General features: G+C 56.6%; 25 protein-coding genes. 15 read left to right on the top strand and 10 right to left on the bottom strand.

The window, feature by feature from the left end:
* The first annotated feature begins 95 nt into the window (after positions 1-95).
* The 5 genes from ACUW6V_RS01720 to ACUW6V_RS01740 all read left to right on the top strand — a co-directional run bounded on the left by ACUW6V_RS01720 (position 96) and on the right by ACUW6V_RS01740 (position 3422).
* Complete coding sequence (locus ACUW6V_RS01720; protein ID WP_071818003.1) at positions 96-302, top strand: cell division protein FtsZ; 207 nt, start codon at positions 96-98, stop codon at positions 300-302.
* Between the two features lie 86 nt (positions 303-388).
* The gene (locus ACUW6V_RS01725) at positions 389-679 is read left to right on the top strand and encodes a host-nuclease inhibitor Gam family protein (protein WP_105547612.1); all 291 of its coding nucleotides are present in this window, start codon (positions 389-391) and stop codon (positions 677-679) included.
* A gap of 1 nt (position 680) precedes the next feature.
* Positions 681-1781, top strand: coding sequence for an AAA family ATPase (locus ACUW6V_RS01730; RefSeq protein WP_454037917.1), 1101 nt, complete (start codon positions 681-683; stop codon positions 1779-1781).
* Between the two features lie 80 nt (positions 1782-1861).
* Entirely contained in the window at positions 1862-2113 is a 252-nt protein-coding gene (xisR, locus tag ACUW6V_RS01735) for an excisionase family protein (protein WP_015386639.1), read from the top strand.
* Between the two features lie 25 nt (positions 2114-2138).
* The gene (locus tag ACUW6V_RS01740; RefSeq protein WP_454037918.1) at positions 2139-3422 is read left to right on the top strand and encodes a tyrosine-type recombinase/integrase; all 1284 of its coding nucleotides are present in this window, start codon (positions 2139-2141) and stop codon (positions 3420-3422) included.
* Here the strand turns inward: ACUW6V_RS01740 and ACUW6V_RS01745 are convergent.
* The 10 genes from ACUW6V_RS01745 to pspA all read right to left on the bottom strand — a co-directional run bounded on the left by ACUW6V_RS01745 (position 3419) and on the right by pspA (position 11717).
* Complete coding sequence (locus tag ACUW6V_RS01745; RefSeq protein WP_105536967.1) at positions 3419-4090, bottom strand: sugar phosphate isomerase/epimerase family protein; 672 nt, start codon at positions 4088-4090, stop codon at positions 3419-3421. The two genes, ACUW6V_RS01740 and ACUW6V_RS01745, sit on opposite strands and share 4 nt — an antisense overlap.
* Before the next feature lie 18 nt (positions 4091-4108).
* Positions 4109-5158, bottom strand: coding sequence for a zinc-dependent alcohol dehydrogenase (locus tag ACUW6V_RS01750; protein WP_080320693.1), 1050 nt, complete (start codon positions 5156-5158; stop codon positions 4109-4111).
* A 25-nt stretch (positions 5159-5183) separates the two neighbouring features.
* On the bottom strand, positions 5184-6026 hold the full coding sequence (locus ACUW6V_RS01755) for a carbohydrate ABC transporter permease (RefSeq protein ID WP_105539718.1): 843 nt from the start codon (positions 6024-6026) through the stop codon (positions 5184-5186).
* Positions 6013-6894: a carbohydrate ABC transporter permease gene (locus ACUW6V_RS01760; RefSeq protein WP_007866710.1), complete on the bottom strand. Its 882-nt coding sequence runs from the start codon at positions 6892-6894 to the stop codon at positions 6013-6015. The genes ACUW6V_RS01755 and ACUW6V_RS01760 overlap by 14 nt, the downstream gene beginning before the upstream one ends.
* 23 nt (positions 6895-6917) lie before the next feature.
* Positions 6918-8210, bottom strand: coding sequence for an ABC transporter substrate-binding protein (locus ACUW6V_RS01765; RefSeq protein WP_319738335.1), 1293 nt, complete (start codon positions 8208-8210; stop codon positions 6918-6920).
* An 11-nt stretch (positions 8211-8221) separates the two neighbouring features.
* A complete protein-coding gene (locus tag ACUW6V_RS01770; protein ID WP_454037919.1) occupies positions 8222-9937 on the bottom strand; it encodes an alpha-amylase family glycosyl hydrolase in 1716 nt (571 codons plus the stop codon).
* A gap of 174 nt (positions 9938-10111) precedes the next feature.
* Complete coding sequence (gene pspD, locus ACUW6V_RS01775; RefSeq protein ID WP_004385366.1) at positions 10112-10354, bottom strand: phage shock protein PspD; 243 nt, start codon at positions 10352-10354, stop codon at positions 10112-10114.
* 45 nt (positions 10355-10399) lie between these two features.
* Entirely contained in the window at positions 10400-10756 is a 357-nt protein-coding gene (gene pspC / locus ACUW6V_RS01780; protein WP_454037920.1) for an envelope stress response membrane protein PspC, read from the bottom strand.
* Complete coding sequence (pspB, locus tag ACUW6V_RS01785; protein ID WP_004385364.1) at positions 10756-10980, bottom strand: envelope stress response membrane protein PspB; 225 nt, start codon at positions 10978-10980, stop codon at positions 10756-10758. Before pspB ends, pspC begins: the two co-directional genes overlap by 1 nt.
* A gap of 65 nt (positions 10981-11045) precedes the next feature.
* Entirely contained in the window at positions 11046-11717 is a 672-nt protein-coding gene (gene pspA / locus ACUW6V_RS01790) for a phage shock protein PspA (RefSeq protein WP_007782094.1), read from the bottom strand.
* A gap of 152 nt (positions 11718-11869) precedes the next feature.
* Here pspA and pspF point away from each other — a divergent pair, with 152 nt between their 5' ends.
* The 10 genes from pspF to pdeR all read left to right on the top strand — a co-directional run bounded on the left by pspF (position 11870) and on the right by pdeR (position 24814).
* Positions 11870-12871: a phage shock protein operon transcriptional activator gene (pspF, locus tag ACUW6V_RS01795; RefSeq protein ID WP_014728762.1), complete on the top strand. Its 1002-nt coding sequence runs from the start codon at positions 11870-11872 to the stop codon at positions 12869-12871.
* A 97-nt stretch (positions 12872-12968) separates the two neighbouring features.
* The gene (sapA, locus tag ACUW6V_RS01800) at positions 12969-14609 is read left to right on the top strand and encodes an ABC transporter substrate-binding protein SapA (RefSeq protein ID WP_014728761.1); all 1641 of its coding nucleotides are present in this window, start codon (positions 12969-12971) and stop codon (positions 14607-14609) included.
* On the top strand, positions 14606-15571 hold the full coding sequence (gene sapB, locus ACUW6V_RS01805) for a putrescine export ABC transporter permease SapB (protein ID WP_014728760.1): 966 nt from the start codon (positions 14606-14608) through the stop codon (positions 15569-15571). The genes sapA and sapB overlap by 4 nt, the downstream gene beginning before the upstream one ends.
* Entirely contained in the window at positions 15558-16448 is an 891-nt protein-coding gene (gene sapC, locus ACUW6V_RS01810; protein WP_007868183.1) for a putrescine export ABC transporter permease SapC, read from the top strand. Before sapB ends, sapC begins: the two co-directional genes overlap by 14 nt.
* Positions 16448-17440, top strand: a complete 993-nt coding sequence (gene sapD, locus ACUW6V_RS01815) for a putrescine export ABC transporter ATP-binding protein SapD (RefSeq protein WP_004385360.1) — start codon at positions 16448-16450, stop codon at positions 17438-17440. Before sapC ends, sapD begins: the two co-directional genes overlap by 1 nt.
* 1 nt (position 17441) lies before the next feature.
* Complete coding sequence (gene sapF, locus ACUW6V_RS01820) at positions 17442-18248, top strand: putrescine export ABC transporter ATP-binding protein SapF (RefSeq protein ID WP_014728759.1); 807 nt, start codon at positions 17442-17444, stop codon at positions 18246-18248.
* 120 nt (positions 18249-18368) lie between these two features.
* Positions 18369-19157, top strand: a complete 789-nt coding sequence (fabI, locus tag ACUW6V_RS01825) for an enoyl-ACP reductase FabI (RefSeq protein ID WP_004385358.1) — start codon at positions 18369-18371, stop codon at positions 19155-19157.
* Positions 19158-19346: 189 nt separating this feature from the next.
* Positions 19347-20501, top strand: a complete 1155-nt coding sequence (locus ACUW6V_RS01830; RefSeq protein ID WP_454037921.1) for a CMD domain-containing protein — start codon at positions 19347-19349, stop codon at positions 20499-20501.
* Positions 20502-20588: 87 nt separating this feature from the next.
* Entirely contained in the window at positions 20589-22523 is a 1935-nt protein-coding gene (locus ACUW6V_RS01835) for an exoribonuclease II (RefSeq protein WP_054624731.1), read from the top strand.
* A 296-nt stretch (positions 22524-22819) separates the two neighbouring features.
* Entirely contained in the window at positions 22820-24814 is a 1995-nt protein-coding gene (gene pdeR / locus ACUW6V_RS01840) for a cyclic di-GMP phosphodiesterase (RefSeq protein ID WP_454037922.1), read from the top strand.
* Positions 24815-24827: the final 13 nt, after the last annotated feature.

Raw genomic sequence — 24827 nt, forward strand, 5'->3', positions numbered from 1 at the left:
GACATATCTAATCTTAGAGCCATTACGTAACCACGACGCAGTGATTACAAAGCTCTAAACGTTCCGCCAGCCGGGCGATAACGGCAAGGGAGAAGATGGTTAATCAACACTACGGCACTATGCCGTTAATTAGGCAATGTCTTGCACCTGGAATGATGGCGCTCCGCGATGGTTGCGCCTATCGAGTCTCAGCGATCCGCGGTAAACACGTTTACCTTCACTCAATGCGCGAGCAAATCCGCATCACTGATCGCGTAGTCGAAGTTTTTCTTGATGGGTTCGGTAATCCGTTAACTCACTGACCCACCCTTTCGGACATTAATCAAACCCTCGTAATTGGCGGCTAACAAGGCGCCGGGGATTTTTACGCCCTTTTACAGGAGGAATCGTGAACGCGTATTTCATGCATGACCGTATCGAAGAGCGCGCATGGCAAGACCACTACATACAAATAGCTCGGGAAGAGGAAGAAGCAGAGCTGGCCGACTTATACGATCGCCAGATCAAGTTTCAACACCTTCACGCTCTACTCAGCAACACCCAAGCGGATAAAGCCGCCCTTACCGCAACTTTCGATGATGTGGATTTTCAGGAAAAGGCAGCGGATTTTCTGCGGTATGCCGCCGAAACGCTCGCGGCCAAACAGACAGCATTAAACATGGATTTGAGGAGAGGATGAAATGGCCCTTTTCCAACGAGCCACTAATACACAGGCTTTCCTTAAAGCCGGAATCATGGGCTTTGCCGGAGACGGCAAAACTTACACTGCCAGCGAACTGGCGATCGGCCTCGTCCTGTTGATGCGCCAGCGTGGGCTTGCAATGGGTGATAAGCCGGTAATGTTCCTTGATACCGAAACCGGTTCGGATTGGGTTAAACCCCGCTTCGATGCAGAGAACATTGAGCTTTATACAGCTAAAACGCGCGCGTTTGTGGATCTGCTTGCCGCAGTTAATGAAGCGGAACAAAGCGGCTCAGTGCTCATCATCGACTCCATCAGCCATTTCTGGACGTGCTTGTGTGATGAGTACGCAACCCGCCGCAAACGTAAGCGTGGCCTTGAATTCTCGGACTGGTCGTGGCTGAAACAGGAATGGCGGCGTTTTACCGATCGTTTCGTTAACAGCCAGGCGCATATCATCATGTGTGGCCGCGCGGGCTATGAGTACGATTTTTTCGAAGGCGACGACGGCAAGCGCCAATTAGAAAAAACCGGCATCAAAATGAAAGCCGAAACCGAGACGGGTTATGAGCCCTCGATTTTGGTCCAAATGGAAAAGCAAATGGATCTGGAGTCTGGGCAGGTATGGCGCACCGCGCGCATTCTTAAGGACCGCTCTACCCGTATCGACGGCCAGACATTCGCGAACCCAACGTTTAAACACTTTCTGCCGCACATTGAGTTCCTTAACCTGGGAGGAACACATTTAGGCGTGGATACCTCTCGCGACAATGGGGAGCTGTTTGCTGATGACGGTTTGCCGACATGGCAAAAAGAGAAACGCGCGAAAGAGATCGCGCTCGACGAGATCGTCGAGCTACTGAATAAACATCATGGCGGCACAAGTAACGACGCTAAACGCGCTAAAGCCGACCTTCTGGAACAGGTGTTCTGCTCTCGTTCCTGGGAGCGAATTAGAGGCATGGACTGGCCGACCATAAAAGCGGCCCGCTCCGCTCTATGGCTTCAACTGGAAGGAGTTCCTTACGAATTACCCGCTCCCTCTAGCGCGGAGAAAAGCGAACCAGATGGGGCTTACGATGAAGTGATCCCACAGTAATAACCGGGCCCACGCCCCGCTTTTTAGTAGTGAATTAACTTTTGTATTTTGATAGCGGCTTTCGGGCCGAGGAGGATTTCATGAGTGAAGTAGTGATGATTGTATCCCCTGGGAAATGGGTTGCGGAAGAACAGCTTATTGCGCTTAAAGGGTTCAAAAGAGGAACGTTGAAAAGAGCAAGGGAACAAAGCTTTCTGGAAGGCAAAGAGTACATACATGTCGCGCCTGATGGTCAGCCCTGGGATAACAGCCCCTGCTTTTATAACCTAGAAGAGATAGATCGCTGGATTGAACGACAGGCAATGGCAAAGCCGCGTCGTTATATAGCTTGAGTGTATTTAGTAAAAAGGAGACGTAATGATTGAGTACCCAACTGGTGTGGAAAACCACGGTGGGAAGCTTCGCATCTGGTTTATATATAAAGGAGTAAGAGTCAGGGAAAACTTGGGAGTCCCTGACTCCCCTAAGAATCGTAAAAAAGCGGGCGAGCTTCGCAATGCGATTTGCTATGCCATCAAAACGGGCACGTTTGATTATGCCGCACAGTTCCCAGACTCACGTCACTTGGCACGCTTTGGTTTAGCTAAACCAAACATCGATTTCGCTACTCTCAGTGAGAAATGGCTCTCGTTAAAAGAAATCGATGTTTGCAAGAATACCTACGTGCGTTACAAAGCATCTATTAAGAACGTTATGCCATATGTTGGCGCAGATACGCTTATCGCCTCAATAAACCAAGAATTTTTGCTCTCGTTGCGTAGAGAATTACTTCTGGGTTTCCAGCGCCCTAAACATTGGCATACAAAACCGATTAAAGGCCGTACCGCCTCGACTGTAAATTACTATATGCGTGTTATAAACGGGGTATTAGAGTTCGCCAGCCATAATGGTTATATATCTACAAATCCCATGCGAAATATAACCTCATTAAAAAGATCGAAATCAGAACCAGACCCATTAACGAAAGATGAGTTTGAGCGGCTTATCGCAGCTTGTGACAATCGGCAGCTTAAAAATCTCTGGAGTCTGGCTGTATTCACCGGCATGAGACATGGTGAAATATGTGCCTTAGCTTGGGAAGATGTAGACCTCAAGGCTGGTACTATCTCTGTCACAAGGAATTACACTGCCGCCCGTAACTTTACTCCTCCTAAAACTGACGCCGGAACAGACAGGAAAATAGTGCTGATTGATGCAGCTATTGCTGTCTTACGAGATCAAGCGGAACTTACAAGACTTGGTAAGCAGCATGATATCAGTGTCACTCTACGCGAATACGGTAAAAAGCGACTGGATAAGTGCACGTTCGTCTTCAGCCCTGCCGTGTACACTAAAAACCCTCATTGTGGGATTAACTACGCCACAGGCTCACTGAACCAAAGCTGGGCCTCGGCTATGCGGCGTGCGGGAATTCGTCACAGAAAAGCTTATCAGTCCAGACATACTTATGCTTGCTGGGCTCTTTCTGCAGGAGCTAACCCTAACTTTATCGCCGGGCAAATGGGTCACGCTAACGCGAGGATGGTGTATCAAGTTTACGGTAAATGGATGTCTGAAAACGACGCGGATCAGTTGTCTATCCTGAACAAAAGCATAACTGTAAATGCCCCGACCATGCCCCATAGTAAAACCGCTTATTAAATATTCCTTTTGTAATCAATAACCTTTCCCTTATAGCTGATCATCTCGGCGATGTGAACGTGCCCTAAGAGATCGCGGTTATCGTGGAACGCCTTGCAGAGGTTATCTTCCTCGATATTCATGTGATAAAAATCACCGATGATTTTGACGTGCTTCAGGCCGCCCTCGACGATATAGCGTCGCGCGTCGGCGAGCGTGTTGATCATGTGATCCTGGTAGCGGTTGAGCGGCTCAAGGAAAACCGTGGTGCCGGTACGCGCCGCCACCTCGTCGAGATAGCGCAGCGAATCGCTGACCGCTTTTCTGTCGCCCGCCAGGCTTCGTGGCGATTTCATCGGCGGCAGACGAAAAGTGAACATGCCCCAGGCCGCAGGCACCACAATCCCTTTGCCGCCGACCTCCGCCAGCGCCTCCAGAATGCGGGTGATCTGTGAAAGCCCGTTCAGGCGGCGCTCTTCGATAAAGTCGCCGATCCAGCCCTCGTAACCGCCGCAGGCGCTCGTCACCGGCAGGCCGGTCTCCTGAATCGCGGCTTTGACCTCCGCAAGATTGTCCACCAGCAGCTTGCCGTCGATTTCATAGCCGTCAAAGCCCATCGCTTTGATATAACGAAATTTCTCCAGAATGTTTTCCGGGAAAAATGCCTGATTCTGCGTTGCGATTTTCATTGTTGTTTCATCCGTGAATTAAAAAGTGACGCCCATTTTGATGCTCAGTTCCGGGTGCTGGTCGACATACTTCATGTAGCTCTCCGCGCTCTGCGCGAAAGGCACGACCGGGTCAATCAGATCTTCGCAGTTGAGATAGCCGTTCATCAGCAGCTCCCAGCAGGTCTCTTCGATACGCTTGCGGCTCCAGCGCGGATAGTCCGGGTTCGGCTCGCTACAGGCGCGGGAGAAGACAATTTTCGCGTTGTTGAAGTGCGCTTCGCGCCCGAAGTTAAGACTGGTGAATGGCTTGGCGAACGCCACATACGAGATGGTGCCGCCGTAGGCGATACCGCGCAGTGCGGCCTGAAGCGCATCGGCGTTGCCGCTGGTTTCGATGATGACGTCCGCGCCCTGTTTGCCGGTGAGCTTTTTAATTTCAAGCCCGATGTCCGCGCCAATGGGGTTAAAGGTGGTGTCCGCGCCATGACGACGGGCAATCGCGCAGCGGTGCTCGATAGGATCGACGCCGATGACCACCGACGCGCCCGCTTTTTTCGCCAGCTGTACGGCTATCTGCCCGATGGCGCCAAGCCCTACCACGACCACGAAATCGCCGACACGCACGTTGCCGTCGCGCACGCCGCTCATGGCGAACTGCGCCGGGTCATAGCAGACGGCGTTTTTCCAGCTACTGCCCTGCGGCATTTTGCGAAGCTTATAGTTATCCACGGCGTTAACGATGACGGTTTCCATTAGCGGGCCATAGGTGCAGACCATATCGCCCACGGCGTATTCGGTGACGCGTGCGCCGCGCTCGATAATCTCGCCCACCACCATATTGCCAAGCTGGAATTTGCCGAACTCAATGCCACGCGGTGCGCCTTCCGGGCGCGGCGTGAAGAGCTGCCATTCGCTGGAAAATTCTTCATCGATAAACGGACTGGCCGCGCGAAAATCCACCACTTCGGTGCCGTGTTTCGGCGCGCCGAAGCGCACGCGGATTTTCACTTCGTTATCCGCGACTGCACGGTCCTGATATTCCACCAGCGCCGCCACGCGCGGTGCCTGAGCCACTAATTTTTTCATTACTTTCTCCCTGAAAATGACCCGGTCAGCCCTTCACGCCGCCGTCGGTCAACCCACTTTTTATGAAACGTTCGGAAAGCGCGTACATCACTACTACCGGCAGTGCCGTCACCAGCGACGCCGCCATCATGCGTCCCCAGATGTAGTCCGGCGTGCTAAAGAGCGTGTTCAGCCCAACAGGCAGCGTGAAGTTCGACGCGCTGGAAAGGAAAATCGAGGCGAAGAGGTAATCGTTCCACGCCACCATAAAGCAGTAGACGAACACCGAGACCAGGCCGGAAACCGCCAGCGGCACGGTGATGCGAAAGATGATTTGCAGACGGTTTAAGCCATCCATCATCGCCGCCTCTTCGATTTCATCAGGAATGGTGTCGAAGTAGCTTTTCAGCATGAACACAGCGGTCGGCAGCGTCTGCGTCACCATCGTCACGATAATGGCGAGCTGTGTGTCATAGATGCCAAGCGCGGTGATGATTTTGAAGAGCGGCACCACCAGCAGAATGCCGGAGAACATATAGACCGTGTAAAAACTTGCATTGATGGTCATCCGCCCCTTGAAGCGCAGCTTTGACAGCGCATAGGCACCGAGAATGCCGATAAACACCGCGACGCCAGATGACACCACCGATACCACCAGACTGTTGCGAAAATAGGTGACGAACGGAAAGATCAGCGGATTGAAAATGTCGACATAGTGCTCCAGCGTCCAGTGCTGCGGGAACAGCGTCGGATGCAGCGAAATCGCCTCTTTGGGGCTTTTGAACGAGGTCATCAGCATCACAAAGAAAGGCAGCAGCGTTGCAATCAGGAACAGCGCCAGCCCGAAGTAAAACCCCGCGCGCCGTACAAAACGTTTATTTGTTGCCATGGAGATTCACCCGCTTTCTGGTAATCAGTATCACTGCGAAAATAATGATGAACAGCACGACGGAGATAGCTGCCGCTTTACCGAGGTCGTTGAACGCAAAGGCGGTTTTGTAGAGATACACGCCCAGAATATCGACTTTGGTCGTCAGCAGATAAACGTCCGCGAACATGTAGAACATCCAGATAGTGCGCAGCGTCACGACGGTCGCCAGTACCGGCATGATGGCGGGCAGCGTCACGATGCGAAACCGCTGCCAGGCGCTTGCGCCGTCCATCTCCGCCGCCTCGTAGAGCGATTTGTCGATGGTCTGCAAAATCGCCAGAAACGAGATGAAGGCGTAGGGGAAGTAGCGCCAGATGGCGAACAGCACCACCAGCGCAAAGCTGCTGGACGGGTTGTCGAACCACAGCGGTGCCTGGTCGTAGAGATGCAGCAGATCGCCCGCAATCCAGTTCACGACGCCATAGCCGTTGTTGAACATATATTTCCACGCAAATATCAGTGAAATGGACGGCGTGACGTAAGAGAGGATCACCAGCGAGCGCGCGGTTTTGCGAAAGCGAAACTCGCGGTTAAAGAAAATCGCGACGGACAACCCAAGCGCGGTACTGCCCGCCACCACCAGCGCCGTGTACCAGCAGGTCATCCACAGCGAGTGCCAGAAGCCCGGATCGCTGAGAATTTTGAGGTAGTTCTCAAGCCCGATGAACTGCGACGGCAGGCGCGGGTTGAGCGGCAGGCGTAAAAAACTGATTTCGATATTCGACAGCATCGGCCAGGCCACCAGGCCGCCCAGCAACAGCAGGCTGGGGGCCAGGAGCAGCATGGCGAATGGCATATCAGAACCACCTGAAGTTAACTTCTTCATGAGAGCCATTTCCTGCGTCGGGGTTACGGTCTGGCGACCAGTTCATCGAGACGTTTTTGCCCGTCAACCAGCGCCGCTTCCGGCGACTTGCCGCCAACCGTGACGCTGTTGACCATTTCGTTAATGACGCCGGATCCCGTCACATCGCCCATACGGGTGAAGTTTTTGTCGCCAACAGAGCCGAAGACCTGCACGTTAGGGAATTGCGCGATGAGTTCGCGGGTGAGCCCACCGAACGCTTTAATGACCGGGTTTTGCTGATAGGTGGGCGTCTCTACCACGGTTTTGTTGACCGGCAACGCCGCGCCCGGCGACATCAGCACCCAGTCGGCGGCGTTTTCCGCCTGCTCCATAAAGACCACGAATTTCTTCGCGGCTTCGGTTTCCTCTTCACGCTGCCCGGCGGTGATGGTGAGTGAAGTCAGCATTCCGTAGGCGGCGGCAGATTTTTTGGTCGGCACGACAAAGCCGAGATCCTGCGGGTCGCCCTCTTTAAACACCGCAGGCAGGATGTAGGTGGAGTAGATAGCCATGGGCGCGGTGCCGTTCATGAAGGCGTCTTTGATTTCCATGACGTCGTTCGAGCCGGGCATGGAGAGCGCCGCGAGCTCGCGGTAGAACTCCAGCGCCTCGCGCATTTCAGGCGTGTTAAGCGTAATGGTGCCGCTGGCGTCAAACGCGTTCGCGCCGTTGGAGAGCGCAAACTGCGAGAACGCCTGTTCGGTCATGACGCTCTCGGCGGTGGGCAGCGCGATGCCGTATTTTTTATCGGACGGTTTATTCAAAAGCGTTGCGGCGTTCAGCAGTGACTGCCAGTCCTCCGGTTCGCTGATGCCCACTTCCGCCAGACGCGATTTGTGATACCAGACGCCGCCAAGCCAGGCGCTGATGGGCACACCGGTCCAGGCCGTGCCGTCCTCAGTGCGCACAATGCGCAGCACGCCGTCAAAGAACTGATTTTCGCCGACCTGCGCCACCGCGGCTTTGATGGCCTCGCGATCGAGCAGTTGTTCTTTGTCCATCACTTTGGCGTAGTCGTGGCTAATCTCAATGACCTCTGGCAGCGCGCCAGAGCGGGCAAGCGTGGTGACTTTGGTGTTGTACGCGTCTTCTTCGACCGGCACCTGTTTCACCGTGATCCCCGGGTTCGCCTTTTCGAAGCGCTCGATAAGGCGCGTAATTACCGCCTGGCGCTCCTGTTCCACCGACGAATGCATAAATTCGATGGCGACATTCTCTTTTTTCTTGTCGTCACAGCCTGACATCAGGGCGCAGGCAACCAGTGCTGAAATCAGCACAATATTATTGTTTCGCATATTCAGTCCTTTCAGGCTTTGCTAAGCCACATTGCTTTCCATGGGGCAAGAATCAGCGAGTCACTATTTATCGTCGCGCCGGTGATTAATTCACGACAGCCGCGGGCGTCATAATCAATAACCTGCGCGGTATCGCTGAGATTAAAGAGAGCAATAACCGTCGCGCCATTATCTGCAACGCGCATAATTTCCAGCACTGCATCATTAATACAGCGCGCGGCAAAGGCGCTGTCGGGATGAAACGCCGCGTGCTGGCGGCGAAGCGAAATAAGCTCGCCGAGTTGCTTCCACGTTTCGTGGCGTAAATTCCCTTCGGCCTGTAGCGCCGCGTTCATTTCCGCCTCGGTATATTTTTGACGATTAATAGCGCGATTATAGCCAAGCCGTTCAACGCCCTCTTCATCATTGCGCGAGCCGAGAATACTTTGAATATAAATCGCCGGAACGCCGGGGAAGGTTAATAACAGCGCGTGCGCCAGCAAAAAACGCGCAAGGCGCGTCGCGTCGCTGTCATCCCGTAAACTAAGGGCATCCATATACGTGACGTTAATTTCATACGGGCTGCGCGTGCCGTCCGGGTTATTTTTCCAGTTGACCAGAGCGCCTTGCGCCTGAAGGTCTTCCACCAGGCGTAAAATCGCGTCTTCGGGAAGAATGCCGCGCAGCGGATTAAGCCCGATGCCATCATGCGACGCCAGGAAATTAAACCAGGTGGTTTCACCGATACGCGCGTCACTTAACCCCTGCGCCCACTCGCAGAGCGTGCGGGCATTTTGGGTATGAATAGCATGCAGCACCAGCGGCGGCAGCGGGAACTGGTACACCATCTGCGCCTCATCAAACCCATTACCCAGATACGCGATATTGTCTTTATGCGGTACGTTAGTTTCGGTGATGATCACAGTGCCCGGAGCCACCACATCGGAGATCGCGCGGAACAGCTTCACTAACAGATGTGTTTTTTCCAGATGGATACAGCTCGTTCCAGGTGTTTTCCACATAAAGCCGACGGCGTCGAGGCGGACATATTGCGCCCCTTCGCGCAGATAATGCAAAAGCACATCCACCATCGCCAGCAGAACAACCGGGCTGGCGAAATTGAGGTCAATCTGATCTTCGCTGAAGGTGGTCCACAGGTGACGTACCCGGCCGTTTTGCATCGTAAACGGCGTTAATAACGGCAACGCGCGCGGTCGGGTGACGGCGGATAAATCCGTCGCCGGGTCAACGGCAATAAAGAAATCTTCATAGCCCGGTTTTTGCGCGAGATAATCCGCAAACCATTCACTCTGGGCGGAAATATGGTTGCAGACGAAGTCAAACATCAGCCGCGCCTGGGTATTAAGCCTCGCGATATCGTCCCAGTCGCCGCACTGTGGGTCGACGCGGTGGTAATCCACCACCGAAAATCCGTCGTCAGACGACCAGGGATAAAACGGCAAAAGATGAATATGAGAAAAATACGGTTTTAACCACTTTTCAAAAAAGCGCTGAAAAGTCGCGAGGCGTTTTTCACCGGGCGCGCTGAACTGATCGGCATAGGTAATTAATACCACATCGGTTTGATCCCAGCCTTTTTTACGCGGCACTGTAATGGCTTTACGCGTTTCTGAAATATGTTTTTCGAGTGTTTCGTAATGCGAAGTAGTAAATCCATCGCCATAAATTCGCGCAATCAGATTTTTAATCGCGTCGAGATTTATCGTGGAAGGGGTTATATTTTCCATTATTGATATTTCCATGGTAGCGGTCCCACGAAGAAAGGCTACCCCTGGTAAATAGAGGTGTCAACGCGCGTAAATTTGGCTTTTAGGAATAAAACCCGGTTTCCGGAAATCAGTGTGAGTAATTGTGAAGTAGCGCAAAAAACACCTGAAAAAGAAAAGCCCGAGAGGCTCGGGCTATTTGCGTGAAGGTTTATTGATATAACGCGCCGAGACGCGTTTCGCGAGCCGGTTTAATAAGGGCTCAAGCGCAAACGCCAGCGCGATTTTAAGCGGCTTGCGGGCAACGGATTTCACCGCCCATCCGGCAAACCCTGCCGGGCCGTAACGCAGCGCGGTCATCAGCGCCAGTTTACCGGCGATTTTAAGCCCTGGCTTCGCACGGCGGGAGACACGTTGCCAACGGGTGGTGGAATTCATAACGGCTCCTTTATTAACCAAGGGCACAGCCCCCTGATAGCCTCATTATAGCTGGCGGAAACGGCTGCGCAGCGAGAAGGCATCCGATGTGACGTAACGCTCCATCGCCCGCAAACGCTGCTCGCCTGCGGCAAGTTCGGCATCCACCGAATTCAGCAAGTCGCTGCTGGTGGGCGCCGACTCCCCTTCCTGCGTCTCATCGAGCGGGTCGAGCGCGAAGGTCAGCACGATATAGGCAACAATAGTGATAAAAAACAGCCCGAAGAGCATCGACAGCACGGTTATCAGCCGCACCAGTTTGACCGGCACGTCCAGATAGTGCGCGATACCGGCACAAACGCCCTTCACCATACCTTCGCGGGGAAGGCGTCCCAGCTTTTTGCCGCTAAACGTACGCGTCATTATTGGTTTCTCCAGTTCGGGTGCTCGGCATCAAGAATTTGTTCCAGCGCGTGGATGCGTTCGCGCATGCGCTGCGCCTCTTCATTGAGCTGCGCCAGGCGCTGCTGCTCGCTCTGAGATAGCGCATCGCGTCCGGAGCGGTTGCTGTAGTGAAGCCAGAGCCAGACCGGCAACACAAACAGCACAAACAGCGTTAACGGAATAGCCAGAAACAGTGCACTCATGGGTTCTCCTTACGGGTCAATATTGCGACGGCACGTGCCGCCGCGCTCCTTGTCAACGCGGGCGATTATTCGCCGTCGCGCTGCTGCACTTTCGCTTTCAGCGCTGCCAGCTGCACGCTGATGTCATCATCAGCTTTCAGTTCGGCAAACTGCTGGTCCAGCGATTTCTGCTTACCAAAACCGTGGCTTTCCGCTTCGGCTTCCATTTGATCGATGCGGCGCTCAAACGATTCGAAACGCGCCATCGCTTCATCGATTTTGCCGCTGTCGAGCTGACGGCGCACATCACGGGAGGAAGACGCCGCCTGGTGGCGCAGAGTCAATGCCTGCTGACGCGCGCGGGTTTCGCTGAGTTTATTCTCAAGCTCGCCGATTTCCTGTTTCATACGCGCCAGCGTTTCATCAAGCTGAGACGCTTCTTCTTCCAGCACACGAATAATGTCGGTCAGTTTCTGTTTTTCAATCAGCGCGGCGCGGGCCAGATCGTCTTTATCTTTACGCAGCGCCAGCTCGGCTTTCTCCTGCCATTCGGCCTGCTGCGCGTTAGCCTGCTCAATGCGGCGCGCGATCTGTTTCTTTTCCGCCAGCGCGCGGGCGGAGGTTGAACGCACTTCCACCAGCGTATCTTCCATTTCCTGAATCATCAGGCGGACCAGTTTTTGTGGATCTTCAGCCTTCTCCAGCAGGGCGTTGATGTTGGCGTTCACGATGTCGGCAAAACGAGAAAAAATACCCATAATTTCATCCTCTACATGGTAAGACGGGCTAAGCCCTTGCTGTATGGCTTAATACAAACTCCGTGCCAATTTTTTAATGCATTGATTTTAAAGCATAGTTAAAATTTTACCGTTACGCCCTTCCAGGCTAGAGTAGTGATATACGCTACTAAGTGGTGAATTTCATCATGACTGAATACAAAGATAACCTGATTGGCGAGGCAAACCGGTTTCTTGAGGTGCTGGAACAGGTCTCAAGGCTCGCGCCGCTTGATAAACCGGTGCTGATTATTGGCGAACGCGGTACCGGCAAAGAGCTTATCGCACATCGTCTTCACTACCTGTCGCGCCGCTGGCAGGGGCCATTTATCTCGCTGAACTGCGCGGCGCTGAATGAAAACCTGCTGGATTCCGAGCTTTTCGGCCACGAGGCCGGGGCGTTTACTGGCGCGCAGAAGCGCCACCCGGGCCGCTTTGAGCGCGCCGACGGCGGCACGCTGTTTCTGGATGAACTCGCCACCGCGCCGATGCTGGTGCAGGAAAAACTGTTAAGAGTGATTGAATATGGCGAGCTGGAGCGCGTCGGCGGCAGCCAGCCGTTGCAGGTGAACGTGCGGCTAATCTGTGCCACCAACGCCGATTTGCCGCGTCTGGTGGAAGAGGAGAAATTCCGCGCCGACCTGCTCGACCGTCTCGCCTTTGATGTCGTGTTGCTCCCTGCCCTTCGCGAGCGCGACAGCGATATTATGCTGCTGGCGGAGCAGTTCGCCATCCAGATGTGCCGCGAGCTGGGCCTGCCGCTCTTTCCGGGCTTTACCGAACGTGCGCGGGAAACCCTGCTCGGCTATCGTTGGCCGGGCAACATTCGCGAGCTGAAAAACGTGGTGGAGCGCTCCGTCTATCGTCACGCCAGCAGCGATGAGCCGGTGGATAACATTATTCTCGATCCGTTTCGCCGCGAACCGGCGGAGATAGCGCCTGTGACGACACCCAATGCATCGACCAGCGGCCCGTCGCTGCCGCTGAACCTGCGCAAATGGCAGCATGATGAAGAAAAACGGCTGCTGGAGACGAGCCTGCAGGCGGCGAAATATAACCAGAAACAGGCCGCTGAATTGCTCGGTTTAACCTACCATCAGTTGCGGGCGCTGCTGAAAAAACATGAAATTCGCTAAACACGACTACTTTTAACCCAAACGCCCGCAGAGTTTTTTACGCAGGCCGCGTAAGTGCGATACACTTTGCCTGGTGACGAAAACAACTCAAAAACTTATGCGCGGAATTCTCTCCTCCTTTTTAGCGACGCTCGGGCTGCTGAGCGTACCGGCTTTTGCTGCGCCTCTCGCCGAATCGCCCGGCGATATTCGCCAGAGCGGTTTTGTCTATTGCGTTAATGGCCAGGTTAATACCTTTAACCCGCAAAAAGCGGGCAGCGGGCTGACGGTAGATACGCTCGCCGCACAGCTCTATGACAGGCTGCTGGATGTCGATCCTTATACTTACCGGCTGGTGCCGGAACTCGCCGAAAGCTGGGAGACGCCGGACGATGGCATTACCTGGCGTTTTCGCCTACGCCCGAATGTGCAGTTTCAGCACACCCGCTGGTTTACGCCCACGCGCGCGCTAAATGCCGACGATGTGGTGTTCAGCTTTCAGCGCATTATCGACCCGAACCATCCGTGGCATAACGTCAACGGCGGCAGCTACCCTTATTTCGACAGTCTCCAGTTCGCCGATAACGTCCGCAGCGTGCGCAAGCTTGACAACCGCACCGTGGAGTTTCGCTTACGCCAGCCGGACGCCTCGTTTTTATGGCATCTCGCCACGCATTACGCGTCGGTGATGTCGGCGGAGTACGCCGCGGCGCTTGAGCGCAGCGGCAATCAGGAGGAGCTCGATCGCGAGCCGGTCGGCACCGGGCCGTTCCGTCTTGGCGAGTATCGCGCCGGGCAGTACATTCGCCTGCTGCGCCACGACGCCTACTGGCGCGGCAAGCCGCAGATGCCGCAGGTGGTTATCGATCTCGGCTCCGGCGGCACGGGGCGTCTGTCGAAGCTCCTGACCGGCGAGTGCGACGTGCTGGCATGGCCTGCCGCGAGCCAGCTTACGAGTCTCAGAGACGATCCGCGCCTGCGCCTGACGCTGCGCCCCGGCATGAATATCGCTTATCTGGCGTTTAATACCCATAAACCGCCGCTGGATAACCCGAAAGTACGTCACGCGCTGGCGCTGGCCATCAATAACCAGCGCCTGATGCAGTCTATCTACTACGGCACGGCGGAGACCGCCGCGTCGATTCTGCCGCGCGCCTCCTGGGCCTATGACAACAACGCCAAAATCACCGAATACAACCCGGATAAAGCGCGTGCGCAGCTGAAAGCGCTGGGGCTTGAAAACCTGACGCTGAAGCTCTGGGTGCCCACCAGCTCGCAAGCCTGGAACCCAAGCCCGCTTAAAACCGCCGAACTGTTGCAGGCGGATCTGGCGCAGGTGGGCGTGACGGTGGATATCGTGCCGGTGGAGGGCCGTTTTCAGGAGGCCCGTCTGATGGATATGAACCACGATTTAACGCTCGCGGGCTGGGCGACGGACAGTAACGATCCGGATAGCTTTTTCCGTCCGCTGTTAAGCTGTGCGGCCATTCGCTCGCAAACCAACTACGCGCACTGGTGCGATCGTGATTTTGACGCCGTGCTGCAATCGGCCCTCTCCTCGCAGCAGCTGGCGTACCGGATTGAAGCCTACACCCGCGCGCAGACGATCCTCGCCGAACAGCTACCGGTGTTGCCGCTGGCGTCGTCGCTGCGGTTGCAGGCGTACCGTTACGATATGAAAGGCCTGGTACTGAGCCCGTTTGGCAACGCCTCGTTCGCCGGCGTCTCGCGCGAGCCTTCTGAGGAGAAGCAGCCATGATTATTTTCACTCTCCGCCGTCTGGTGTTGCTGTTGATCACGCTGTTTTTCCTGACCATTGTCGGCTTCTGCCTGAGCTATTTCACGCCGCATGCGCCGCTCCAGGGCGCTTCGTTCTGGAACGCGTGGTTGTTCTGGTGCGATAGCGTATTGCACTGGGATTTTGGCGTCTCCAGCATCAACGGCCAGCTTATCTCCACCCAATTGCGCGAAGTGTTCCCGGCCACGATGGAGCTGTGCGTGCTGGCGTTCGGGCTGGCACTGCTGGTGGGTATCCCGGTCGGCATGGTGGCGGGCATCCTTCGCCATAAATGGCAGGATAAAATCATCAGCGCGCTGGCGCTGCTCGGCTTTTCGATTCCGGTATTCTGGCTGGCGCTGCTTTTTACGCTGTTCTTTTCGCTGACGCTTGGCTGGTTCCCGGTCTCCGGGCGCTTCGACCTGCTGTATGAAGTGAAAACGGTGACGGGCTTCGCGCTGATTGACGCCTGGCTTTCCGACTCGCCGTGGCGTCACGAGATGATTTTAAGCGCGCTGCGCCATATGGTGCTGCCGGTGCTGACGCTCGCCGTCGCGCCAACCACCGAAGTGATCCGGCTGGTGCGTGTCAGTACCGTTGAAATTCTGGAGCGCAACTACATCAAAGCGGCCGCCACGCGCGGGCTGTCGCGCCTGACCATTCTGCGCCGCCACGTGCTGCATAACGCCCTGCCGCCGGTCATTCCGCGTCTGGGGCTGCAATTCTCCACCATGCTGACGCTCGCGATGATCACTGAGATGGTCTTTAGCTGGCCGGGCCTTGGCCGCTGGCTGATTAACGCCATTCGTCAGCAGGATTACGCCGCGATTTCCGCGGGCGTGATGGTCGTCGGGTCGCTTGTGATTCTGGTGAACGTGATTTCGGATATTCTGGGCGCGCTGGCGAACCCGCTGAAACATAAGGAATGGTATGCCTTACGATAGCGTCTATCGCGAGAAACGCGCGCCGGGCGCGCTGCGCACCGTCTGGCGTAAATTTTATGGCGACACCGTCGCAATGGTGGGCCTGTACGGTTGTGCGGGTCTGGTGCTGTTGTGCGTGTTCGGCAGGCTCTTTGCGCCCTACGGCATCGATCAACAATTTCTCGGCTATCAGCTGCTGCCGCCGTCGTGGTCGCGCTATGGCGAAGTCTCGTTCTTCCTCGGGACTGACGATTTAGGACGCGATCTGTTAAGCCGCCTGCTGAGCGGCGCGGCGCCCACGATCGGCGGCGCGTTTGTGGTGACGCTGGCCGCGACTGCCTGCGGAATGGTGCTGGGCGTGCTGGCGGGCGCCACCCACGGCTTGCGCTCGGCGGTGCTTAATCACGTACTGGATACGCTGCTCTCGATCCCCTCGCTGCTGCTGGCGATTATCGTGGTCGCCTTCGCCGGACCGCAGCTCAGCCACGCGATGCTGGCTGTCTGGCTCGCGCTGGTGCCGCGTATGGTGCGCTCGGTGTACAGCATGGTGCATGACGAGCTGGAGAAAGACTATGTGATCGCCGCACGCCTGGATGGCGCGACCACCTTTAATATTTTGTGGTTCGCCGTTCTGCCTAACACCGCGTCGGTGCTGGTCGGCGAAATCACCCGTGCGCTGTCGATTGCGATTCTGGATATCGCGGCGCTCGGTTTTCTCGATCTCGGCGCGCAGCTCCCCTCGCCCGAATGGGGCGCGATGCTCGGCGACGCGCTGGAACTGATATATGTCGCCCCCTGGACGGTGATGCTGCCGGGCGCTGCCATTATGATTAGCGTATTGCTGGTGAATTTACTGGGCGACGGCATTCGTCGCGCCATCGACGCGGGGGTGGAATAATGCCGCTGCTGGATATTCGTAACCTGACGATTGAATTTAAAACCAGCGAAGGCTGGGTGAAAGCCGTGGACCGCGTGAGCCTGAGCCTGCCGGAAGGCGACATTCGCGGGCTGGTGGGCGAATCGGGCTCCGGTAAGAGCCTGATTGCGAAAGCGATCTGTGGGGTGACCAAAGATAACTGGCGCATCACCGCCGACCGTATGCGCTTTGACGATATCGATCTGCTGCGCCTCTCGCCGCGCGAGCGCCGCCGTCTGGTGGGCCATAACGTGTCGATGATTTTCCAGGAGCCGCAATCCTGTCTCGATCCGTCAGAGAAAATTGGCCGCCAGCTGATGCAAAACATCCCCGGCTGGACGTACAAAGGCCGCTGGTGGCAGCGTTTCGGCTGGCGCAAGCGCCGGGCCATCGAACTGCTGCACCGTGTCGGGATTAAAGACCATAAAGACGCGATGCGCAGCTTTCCGTATGAACTGACGGAAGGTGAATGTCAGAAGGTGATGATAGCCATCGCGCTCGCTAATCAGCCGCGTCTGCTGATTGCCGATGAGCCAACCAACGCGATGGAGCCAACCACCCAGGCGCAGATTTTCCGCCTGCTCTCGCGGCTGAATCAGAATAACAACACGACGATTCTGCTTATCAGCCACGACTTACAGATGCTGAGCCAGTGGGCCGACCGCATCGACGTGCTCTACTGCGGGCAAACAGTAGAAACCGCGCCAAGTGAGGAGCTTATCTCCACGCCGCATCACCCTTACACTCAGGCGCTCATCCGCGCGATCCCGGATTTCGGCAGCGCGATGCCGCATAAAAGCCGCCTCAATACGCTGCCGGGCGCGATCCCGCTGCTTGAGCACTTGCCGATTGGCTGCCGCCTCGGGCCGCGCTGCCCGTATGCCCAGCGCAAATGTATCGAAACCCCGCGTCTCGACGGGCCGAAAAATCATCTTTTCGCCTGCCATTTCCCGCTGAACATGGAGAGAGAGTGAAATGGTGGAAACGCTGTTACAGGTTCGCAACCTGAGTAAAACTTATCGCTATCGCACCGGCTGGTTCCGCCGCCAGACCGTCGAGGCGGTGAAACCGCTGAGCTTTACCCTGCGCGAGCGCCAGACGCTCGCTATCATCGGCGAGAACGGCTCGGGTAAATCCACGCTTGCCAAAATGCTGGCCGGTATGGTCGCCCCCACCACGGGCGAACTGGTGATTGACGATCATCCGCTGATGTTTGGCGATTATTCGTTTCGCAGTCAGCGCATTCGCATGATTTTTCAGGATCCGTCGACGTCGCTCAACCCGCGCCAGCGGATTTCGCAAATTCTCGACTTCCCGCTGCGGCTCAACACCGATCTGGAGCCGGAAGCCCGCGCGAAGCGCATTAAAGAGACGCTGCGCATGGTCGGACTGCTGCCCGATCACGTGAGTTACTATCCGCATATGCTGGCCCCGGGCCAGAAACAGCGTCTGGGCCTCGCGCGCGCGCTGATCCTGCGCCCGAAAGTCATTATCGCCGACGAAGCGCTGGCGTCGCTTGATATGTCGATGCGTTCGCAGTTAATCAACCTGATGCTGGAATTACAGGAAAAACAGGGTATCTCTTATATTTATGTCACCCAGCACATCGGCATGATGAAACACATCAGCGATCAGGTGATGGTGATGCATCAGGGCGAAGTGGTGGAGCGCGGCAGCACGGCCGACGTTCTCGCCTCGCCGCTGCACGATTTAACCAAACGGCTTATCGCCAGTCATTTCGGCGAAGCCTTAACCGCCGACGCCTGGCGAAAAGACCGCTAATCCGCCATCTGTAGTGGTCGGATTAACTCCTCCGGCGAGTCATGTTAGAATCGCCGCGTTTTAACGACGGCTGGCGCTTTCGGCCAGCCGCCATAACAATGACGATAAGGATTAAAAGCTATGGGTTTTCTTACCGGTAAGCGCATTCTGGTGACTGGCGTAGCCAGCAAACTGTCCATCGCATACGGTATCGCACAGGCAATGCACCGTGAAGGGGCTGAACTGGCGTTCACCTACCAGAACGACAAGCTGAAAGGCCGCGTGGAAGAGTTTGCCGCTCAACTGGACTCCAGCATCGTGCTGCCGTGTGACGTTGCGGAAGATGAAAGCATCGACGCGCTGTTCACCGAGCTTGCCAAAGTCTGGCCGAAATTTGACGGTTTCGTACACTCCATCGGTTTCGCGCCGGCTGACCAGCTGGATGGCGACTACGTTAACGCCGTGACCCGTGAAGGCTTCAAAATCGCGCACGACATCAGCGCATACAGCTTTGTGGCAATGGCGAAAGCATGCCGTTCTATGCTGAACCCGAACGCGGCGCTGCTGACGCTCTCCTACCTCGGCGCAGAGCGCGCTATCCCGAACTACAACGTAATGGGTCTGGCGAAAGCGTCTCTCGAAGCTAACGTGCGCTACATGGCGAACGCGATGGGTCCGGAAGGCGTGCGTGTTAACGCTATCTCCGCAGGCCCGATCCGCACTCTCGCGGCTTCCGGCATTAAAGATTTCCGTAAGATGCTGGCGCACTGCGAAGCGGTCACCCCGATCCGTCGCACCGTCACCATCGAAGACGTGGGTAATTCCGCGGCGTTCCTGTGCTCTGATCTTTCCGGCGGTATCACCGGTGAAGTGGTTCACGTTGACGGCGGCTTCAGCATCGCAGCGATGAACGAGCTGGAACTGAAATAATCCTCCGGTTTCTCGCCAAAGGGCAGGTTTTCAACCTGCCCTTTTTATTTATACCTTTCTGATATTTGTTATCACCGAACAATCTTTTATCGCCGTGAAGTGTTACGCCAGGATAGTCGTGCGTGACCTGCCCGGCGCCGCGTATTGTTTCCGCCGTTCCGGGCGCTCATTTTCAGACAAGGAACGACCATGGAACAACGCCGCCTTACCGGCAAAAGCCACTGGTATCATGAAACCCAGTCCAGCCTCTGTCCGGCAGATCCGCTGCCGTTAGTTCCCGAAGCCGCAAAGGTGGAGGACCGTTTTCTGCTCGACCTGCCGCTGGACGACGTGAACATCGCCGCCCACGCGCCGTGGTGCGACGCCGCACGCGCGCTTATCCCTTCTCTGTTGCCTGATAAACGCGACGTCACCCGTCTTCATACGCTGAGCGTCTATGACCGCCTCAGCGCCGCACTGACCGTCGCACAGGTCTGCGGCGTGCAGCGGTTGTGCAACCATTACGCCGCCCGTCTGGCGCCCGAGCCGGGGCCGGATTCCTCGCGGGAAAGCAACCGCCGCCTGACGCTGCTCACCCAGACCGCGCGTCAGCTCGCCAGTCAGCCCACCCTGATTGACAGCGCGGCGCGCGCGCAACTGGAAGACGCGGGGCTGTCGGTGCATGACATCGTCACATTTACGCAGATTATTGGTTTCGTAGGCTTTCAGGCCCGCGCGGTGGCGCTGTTACAGGCACAGCCCGGCCAGCCGGCGCGCTGGTTGCCGGGCATCGATATGCAGCAGGACGCGCCCGCCTCACTCTTTAGCGCCGCTGAATCGCGCTGGCAGCCCGATCTCCCGGCGCTCGAAATGGGCTGGGCCAGCGCCGACCAGCAGGCGGCTTATAACGCGGCGCTGGATGAGCCGCGGCTGCAACCGATGCTCTCTCTGCTGGCCCATGACGCGAACGCATTAGAGGGGCTCGCCGCCTTGCTCGCCACTCTGCAAAGGCCGGAGGATGCGGCTGATGCTGCACTGGTGGCGCTGGTATCGGCGCGTATCAACGGCAGCGCCAGCTGTTTTGATGAAGCCGCGCTGCGCCTGCGCGACGAGCCAGGGCTTGCGGATGCGGCGCGCAACGGTGAACGGGCGCTGCAGGCCTGGAGCCATAATCACCCCAGAGCGCGCGCGATTATTCAGGCGATGCAGATGCTGACCCGCGCCCCGGCGCGGTTTGGCCACGCACAGCTTGAGCCGCTGATTGAGGCCGGTTTCGACGCGCAGGACGCGCTACGTCTGCTCGCCTTCGGCAGCGTTTGCGGCTGGGTAAACCGTCTGCGGCTTGGTCTTGGGGTCGCCGCGTAGCCTGCGGTTGCCTAAAGAGCGCTTGCCGGGAGGCGCGCAATCGCGTAAAACTGTCAGCCGCTCTTTTGGCCACGAAAATTCGACACTATGTTTCAGGATAACCCGCTGCTTGCGCAGCTTAAACAGCAACTGCATTCCCAGACGCCGCGCGCCGAAGGGGTAGTAAAAGCCACGGAAAAAGGTTTTGGTTTCCTTGAGGTTGACGCGCAGAAAAGCTACTTCATTCCGCCGCCGCAGATGAAGAAAGTGATGCACGGCGATCGCGTCATTGCCGTTATCCATACGGAAAAGGAAAAAGAATCCGCCGAGCCCGAAGAGCTTATCGAACCCTTCCTGACCCGCTTTGTGGGCCGGGTGCAAAAGAAAGACGATCGTCTCTCAATCGTTCCCGATCATCCGCTGCTGAAAGACGCCATCCCGTGCCGCGCTGAACGCGGCGTCAGCCACGATTTCCAGAATGGCGACTGGGCGGTGGCGGAAATGCGCCGCCATCCGCTGAAAGGCGATCGCGGTTTCTACGCGGAACTGACACAGTTTATTACCTTCGGCGACGACCATTTCGTACCGTGGTGGGTGACGCTGGCACGCCACAATCTTGAGCGCGAAGCGCCGGACGGCGTGGCGACCGAAATGCTGGATGAAAACCTGACGCGTGAAGATTTAACCGCGCTGGATTTCGTCACTATCGACAGCGCCAGCACCGAAGATATGGACGATGCGCTGTATGTGGAAGCGCTGGATGGCGACCGCCTGCAACTGACCGTCGCGATCGCCGACCCGACCGCGTGGATAGCCGAAGGCAGCAAGCTTGATAACATTGCTAAAGTGCGCGCGTTCACCAATTACCTGCCGGGCTTTAACATCCCGATGCTGCCGCGCGAGCTGTCTGACGATCTATGCTCGCTGCGCGAAGGCGTGCAGCGCCCTGCGCTGGTCTGCCGCATGATTATCGAGGCCGATGGCGCTATCAGCGACGACATTCACTTCTTCGCCGCTATCATCGAATCGAAAGCCAAACTGGCCTATGACGACGTTTCCGACTGGCTGGAAGAAAAAGGCGACTGGCAGCCGGGCAGCGAGGCGATTGCCGCGCAGATCCGCCTGCTGCAACAGATTTGCCAGCGCCGCAGCGCCTGGCGTACCGAACACGCGCTGGTGTTTAAAGACCGCCCGGATTACCGCTTTGTGCTGGGCGAGAAAGGCGAAGTGCTGGATATCGTGGCCGAGCCGCGCCGCATCGCTAACCGTATCGTTGAAGAATCGATGATCGCCGCGAACATCTGCGCCGCGCGCGTGCTGCGCGACAAGCTCGGCTTCGGCGTTTATAACGTCCACGCGGGCTTTGACCCGGCGAGCACCGAACAGCTGGCGACGCTGCTGCAAAGCCACGGGATGCATGTGGATGCGAACGACGTGCTGACGCTGCCGGGCTTCTGCAAGCTTCGCCGCGAGCTGGACGCACAGCCGTCCGGTTTCCTCGACAGCCGCATTCGCCGCTTCCAGTCGTTTGCGGAAATCAGCACCGAGCCGGGCCCGCACTTCGGCCTCGGCCTTGAAGCCTATGCGACCTGGACTTCGCCGATTCGTAAATATGGCGATATGGTCAACCACCGCCTGCTGAAAGCCATCATCAAAGGCGAAAGCGCTACGCGTCCACAGGATGAAGCCACCGTGCAGATGGCCGAGCGTCGTCGTCTTAACCGCATGGCGGAGCGCGATGTGGGCGACTGGCTGTATGCCCGCTTCCTGAAAGACAAAGCCGGCACCGATACCCGCTTCGCGGCGGAAATTATCGATGTCAGCCGCGGCGGCATGCGCGTGCGTCTGGTGGATAACGGCGCGGTCGCCTTTATTCCCGCACCCTTCCTGCACGCGGTGCGCGATGAGCTGGTCTGCAGCCAGGAAAACGGCACCGTACAGATCAAAGGCGAAACCGTTTATAAAGTCACCGACGTTATCGACGTGACCATCGCTGAAGTGCGTATGGAAACCCGCAGCGTGATCGCACGCCCGGTCGTCTGACCCTCCACTCCCCGGCCCCGCCGGGGAGTTTTTCTTCTCTCACGCCTCGCCTTTTCCTCTGTGTGAGCGCGCACATTTTTCCCGTCTCACTTGGGCATTTTTCCAAAAAACGATCACACTAACAGAGTGCGTCGTAATTTAACGCGTTGAGAATTAAGCGAAATGGCCGTAACCGACACCGGCTTGCCGCCTTCGCCAACAATATATTCCCGTAAAAACAAACGTTTTGCCTCTTATTGCCGGCAGAGTCCGGCTGTGCCGTTTGCGTAGCGCATGGTGTGGGTTCGGGAGAATGCATGAAAGACGACCTGGAGAATAATTTGCTGTACCGCTACTGCGGTGCCGCCAGTCCTTTCTGGCGGCTGCCGCTGGACAGCAACGCGCTACAGCTCGCCGCCAGCGAAGAGGCCGTCACCAGCCACGTGGTGCCGCTCACGCCGGATCAGGCCGCGCAAATCCGCGCCATGAGTGTGATCACCTCAAGCGTCACGCTCTCGTTGTCGCTGTTTGGCGAGCCGGTGCCGGTGCATCTGGTGGGCCGCAAAGTGTCGCGTAAAGAGTGGGCGGGCACGGCGTCGGCGTGGCACGACACAACATCGGTGGCCCGCGATCTGGTGCAAGGACTTTCCTTCGCCGAACAGGTGGTTTCTGAAGCCAATTCGGTCATCGTTATTCTCGATCGTCACGGCAACATTCAGCGTTTCAACCGGCTGAGCGAAGAATATACAGGCCTGAAAGAACAGGAAGTGATCGGGCAGAATGTCTTTAAGCTCTTTATGACGCCCGCTGAAGCGTCCGCCTCGCGGCGCAATATCACCGGTTTTTTTCGCAACGGCAGCTCGTATGAAGTCGAGCGCTGGATCAAAACCCGCAAAGGCCAGCGGCTGTTTCTCTTTCGCAATAAATTTGTCCACAGCGGCAGCGGGCGAAACGAAATTTTCCTGATCTGCTCCGGCACCGATATTACCGAAGAGCGCCGCGCGCAGGAGCGCCTGCGCGTGCTGGCCAATACCGACGCCATTACCGGCCTGCCCAACCGCAACGCTATTCTTGAGATGATAAGCGACGCCATCGCTAAACGCGGCGATACACAGGTGGGTGTGGTCTATCTCGATCTCGACAATTTCAAGAAAGTGAACGACGCCTACGGGCATATGTTCGGCGATCAACTCCTTCAGGCGGTGTCGCTCGCGATTTTAAGCTGTCTTGAAAAAGATCAGGTGCTGGCGCGGCTCGGTGGCGACGAGTTTCTCGTGATGGCGACCGATACCTCGCAGGCGGCACTGGAGGCGATGTCCTCACGAATCATCTCCCGGCTGAAGCACCCGTTTCGTATCGGGCTGATTGAAGTCTATACCGGTTGCTCGCTCGGCATTGCCCTCGCGCCTCAACATGGCGAAGACCGCGAGAGCGTCATCCGCAACGCCGATACGGCGATGTACACCGCCAAAGAGAACGGGCGCGGTAAATTCTGCGTCTTTTGCCCGGAGATGAACCAGCGGGTGTTCGAATATCTCTGGCTTGACACCAATCTGCGTAAGGCGCTTGAGAAAAATCAGCTGGTTATTCACTACCAGCCGAAAATGTTGGCCAACGGCGTCGTTCACAGTCTGGAAGCGCTGGTGCGCTGGCAGTCGCCGGAGCGCGGGCTGATTTCGCCACTCGATTTTATCTCCTACGCCGAAGAGTCCGGGCTTATCGTACCGCTCGGGCGCTGGGTGATGCTCGATGTGGTGCGTCAGGTGGCGAAGTGGCGCGATGCGGGCATTGAGCTGCGGGTTGCGGTGAACGTGTCAGCGCGCCAGCTCGCCGACCAGACGCTGATAAGCGATCTGCGTCAGGCGCTGACTGACATGCACTTCACCCAAAGCCCCATTGATGTCGAGATCACCGAAAGCTGCCTGATTGAAAACGCCGAGCTGGCGCTGTCGGTGATTAATGAATTTAGCGCGCTGGGGGCGCAGGTACATCTGGATGATTTCGGCACCGGCTATTCGTCCCTATCGCAGCTGGCGCGATTTCCGCTGGATGCCATTAAGCTCGATCAAAGCTTTGTGCGCGATGTCCATAAGCAGCCCGTGTCGCAATCGCTGGTTCACGCCATCGTCGCAGTGGCAAAAGCGCTGGATTTGCAGGTGATCGCCGAAGGCGTGGAAAGTGAAGAAGAAGATGCGTTTCTGATGCAAAACGGTGTCGATCAACGTCAGGGATTTCTGTTCGCCCGTCCGATGACGGCAACCGAGCTTGAACAATGGTATCAGTGCTATCAGGCCGGGAAACAGACGCCGTAACCGGCGTCTGAGG

Source organism: Cronobacter sp. 153480017-3 (assembly GCF_053627815.1).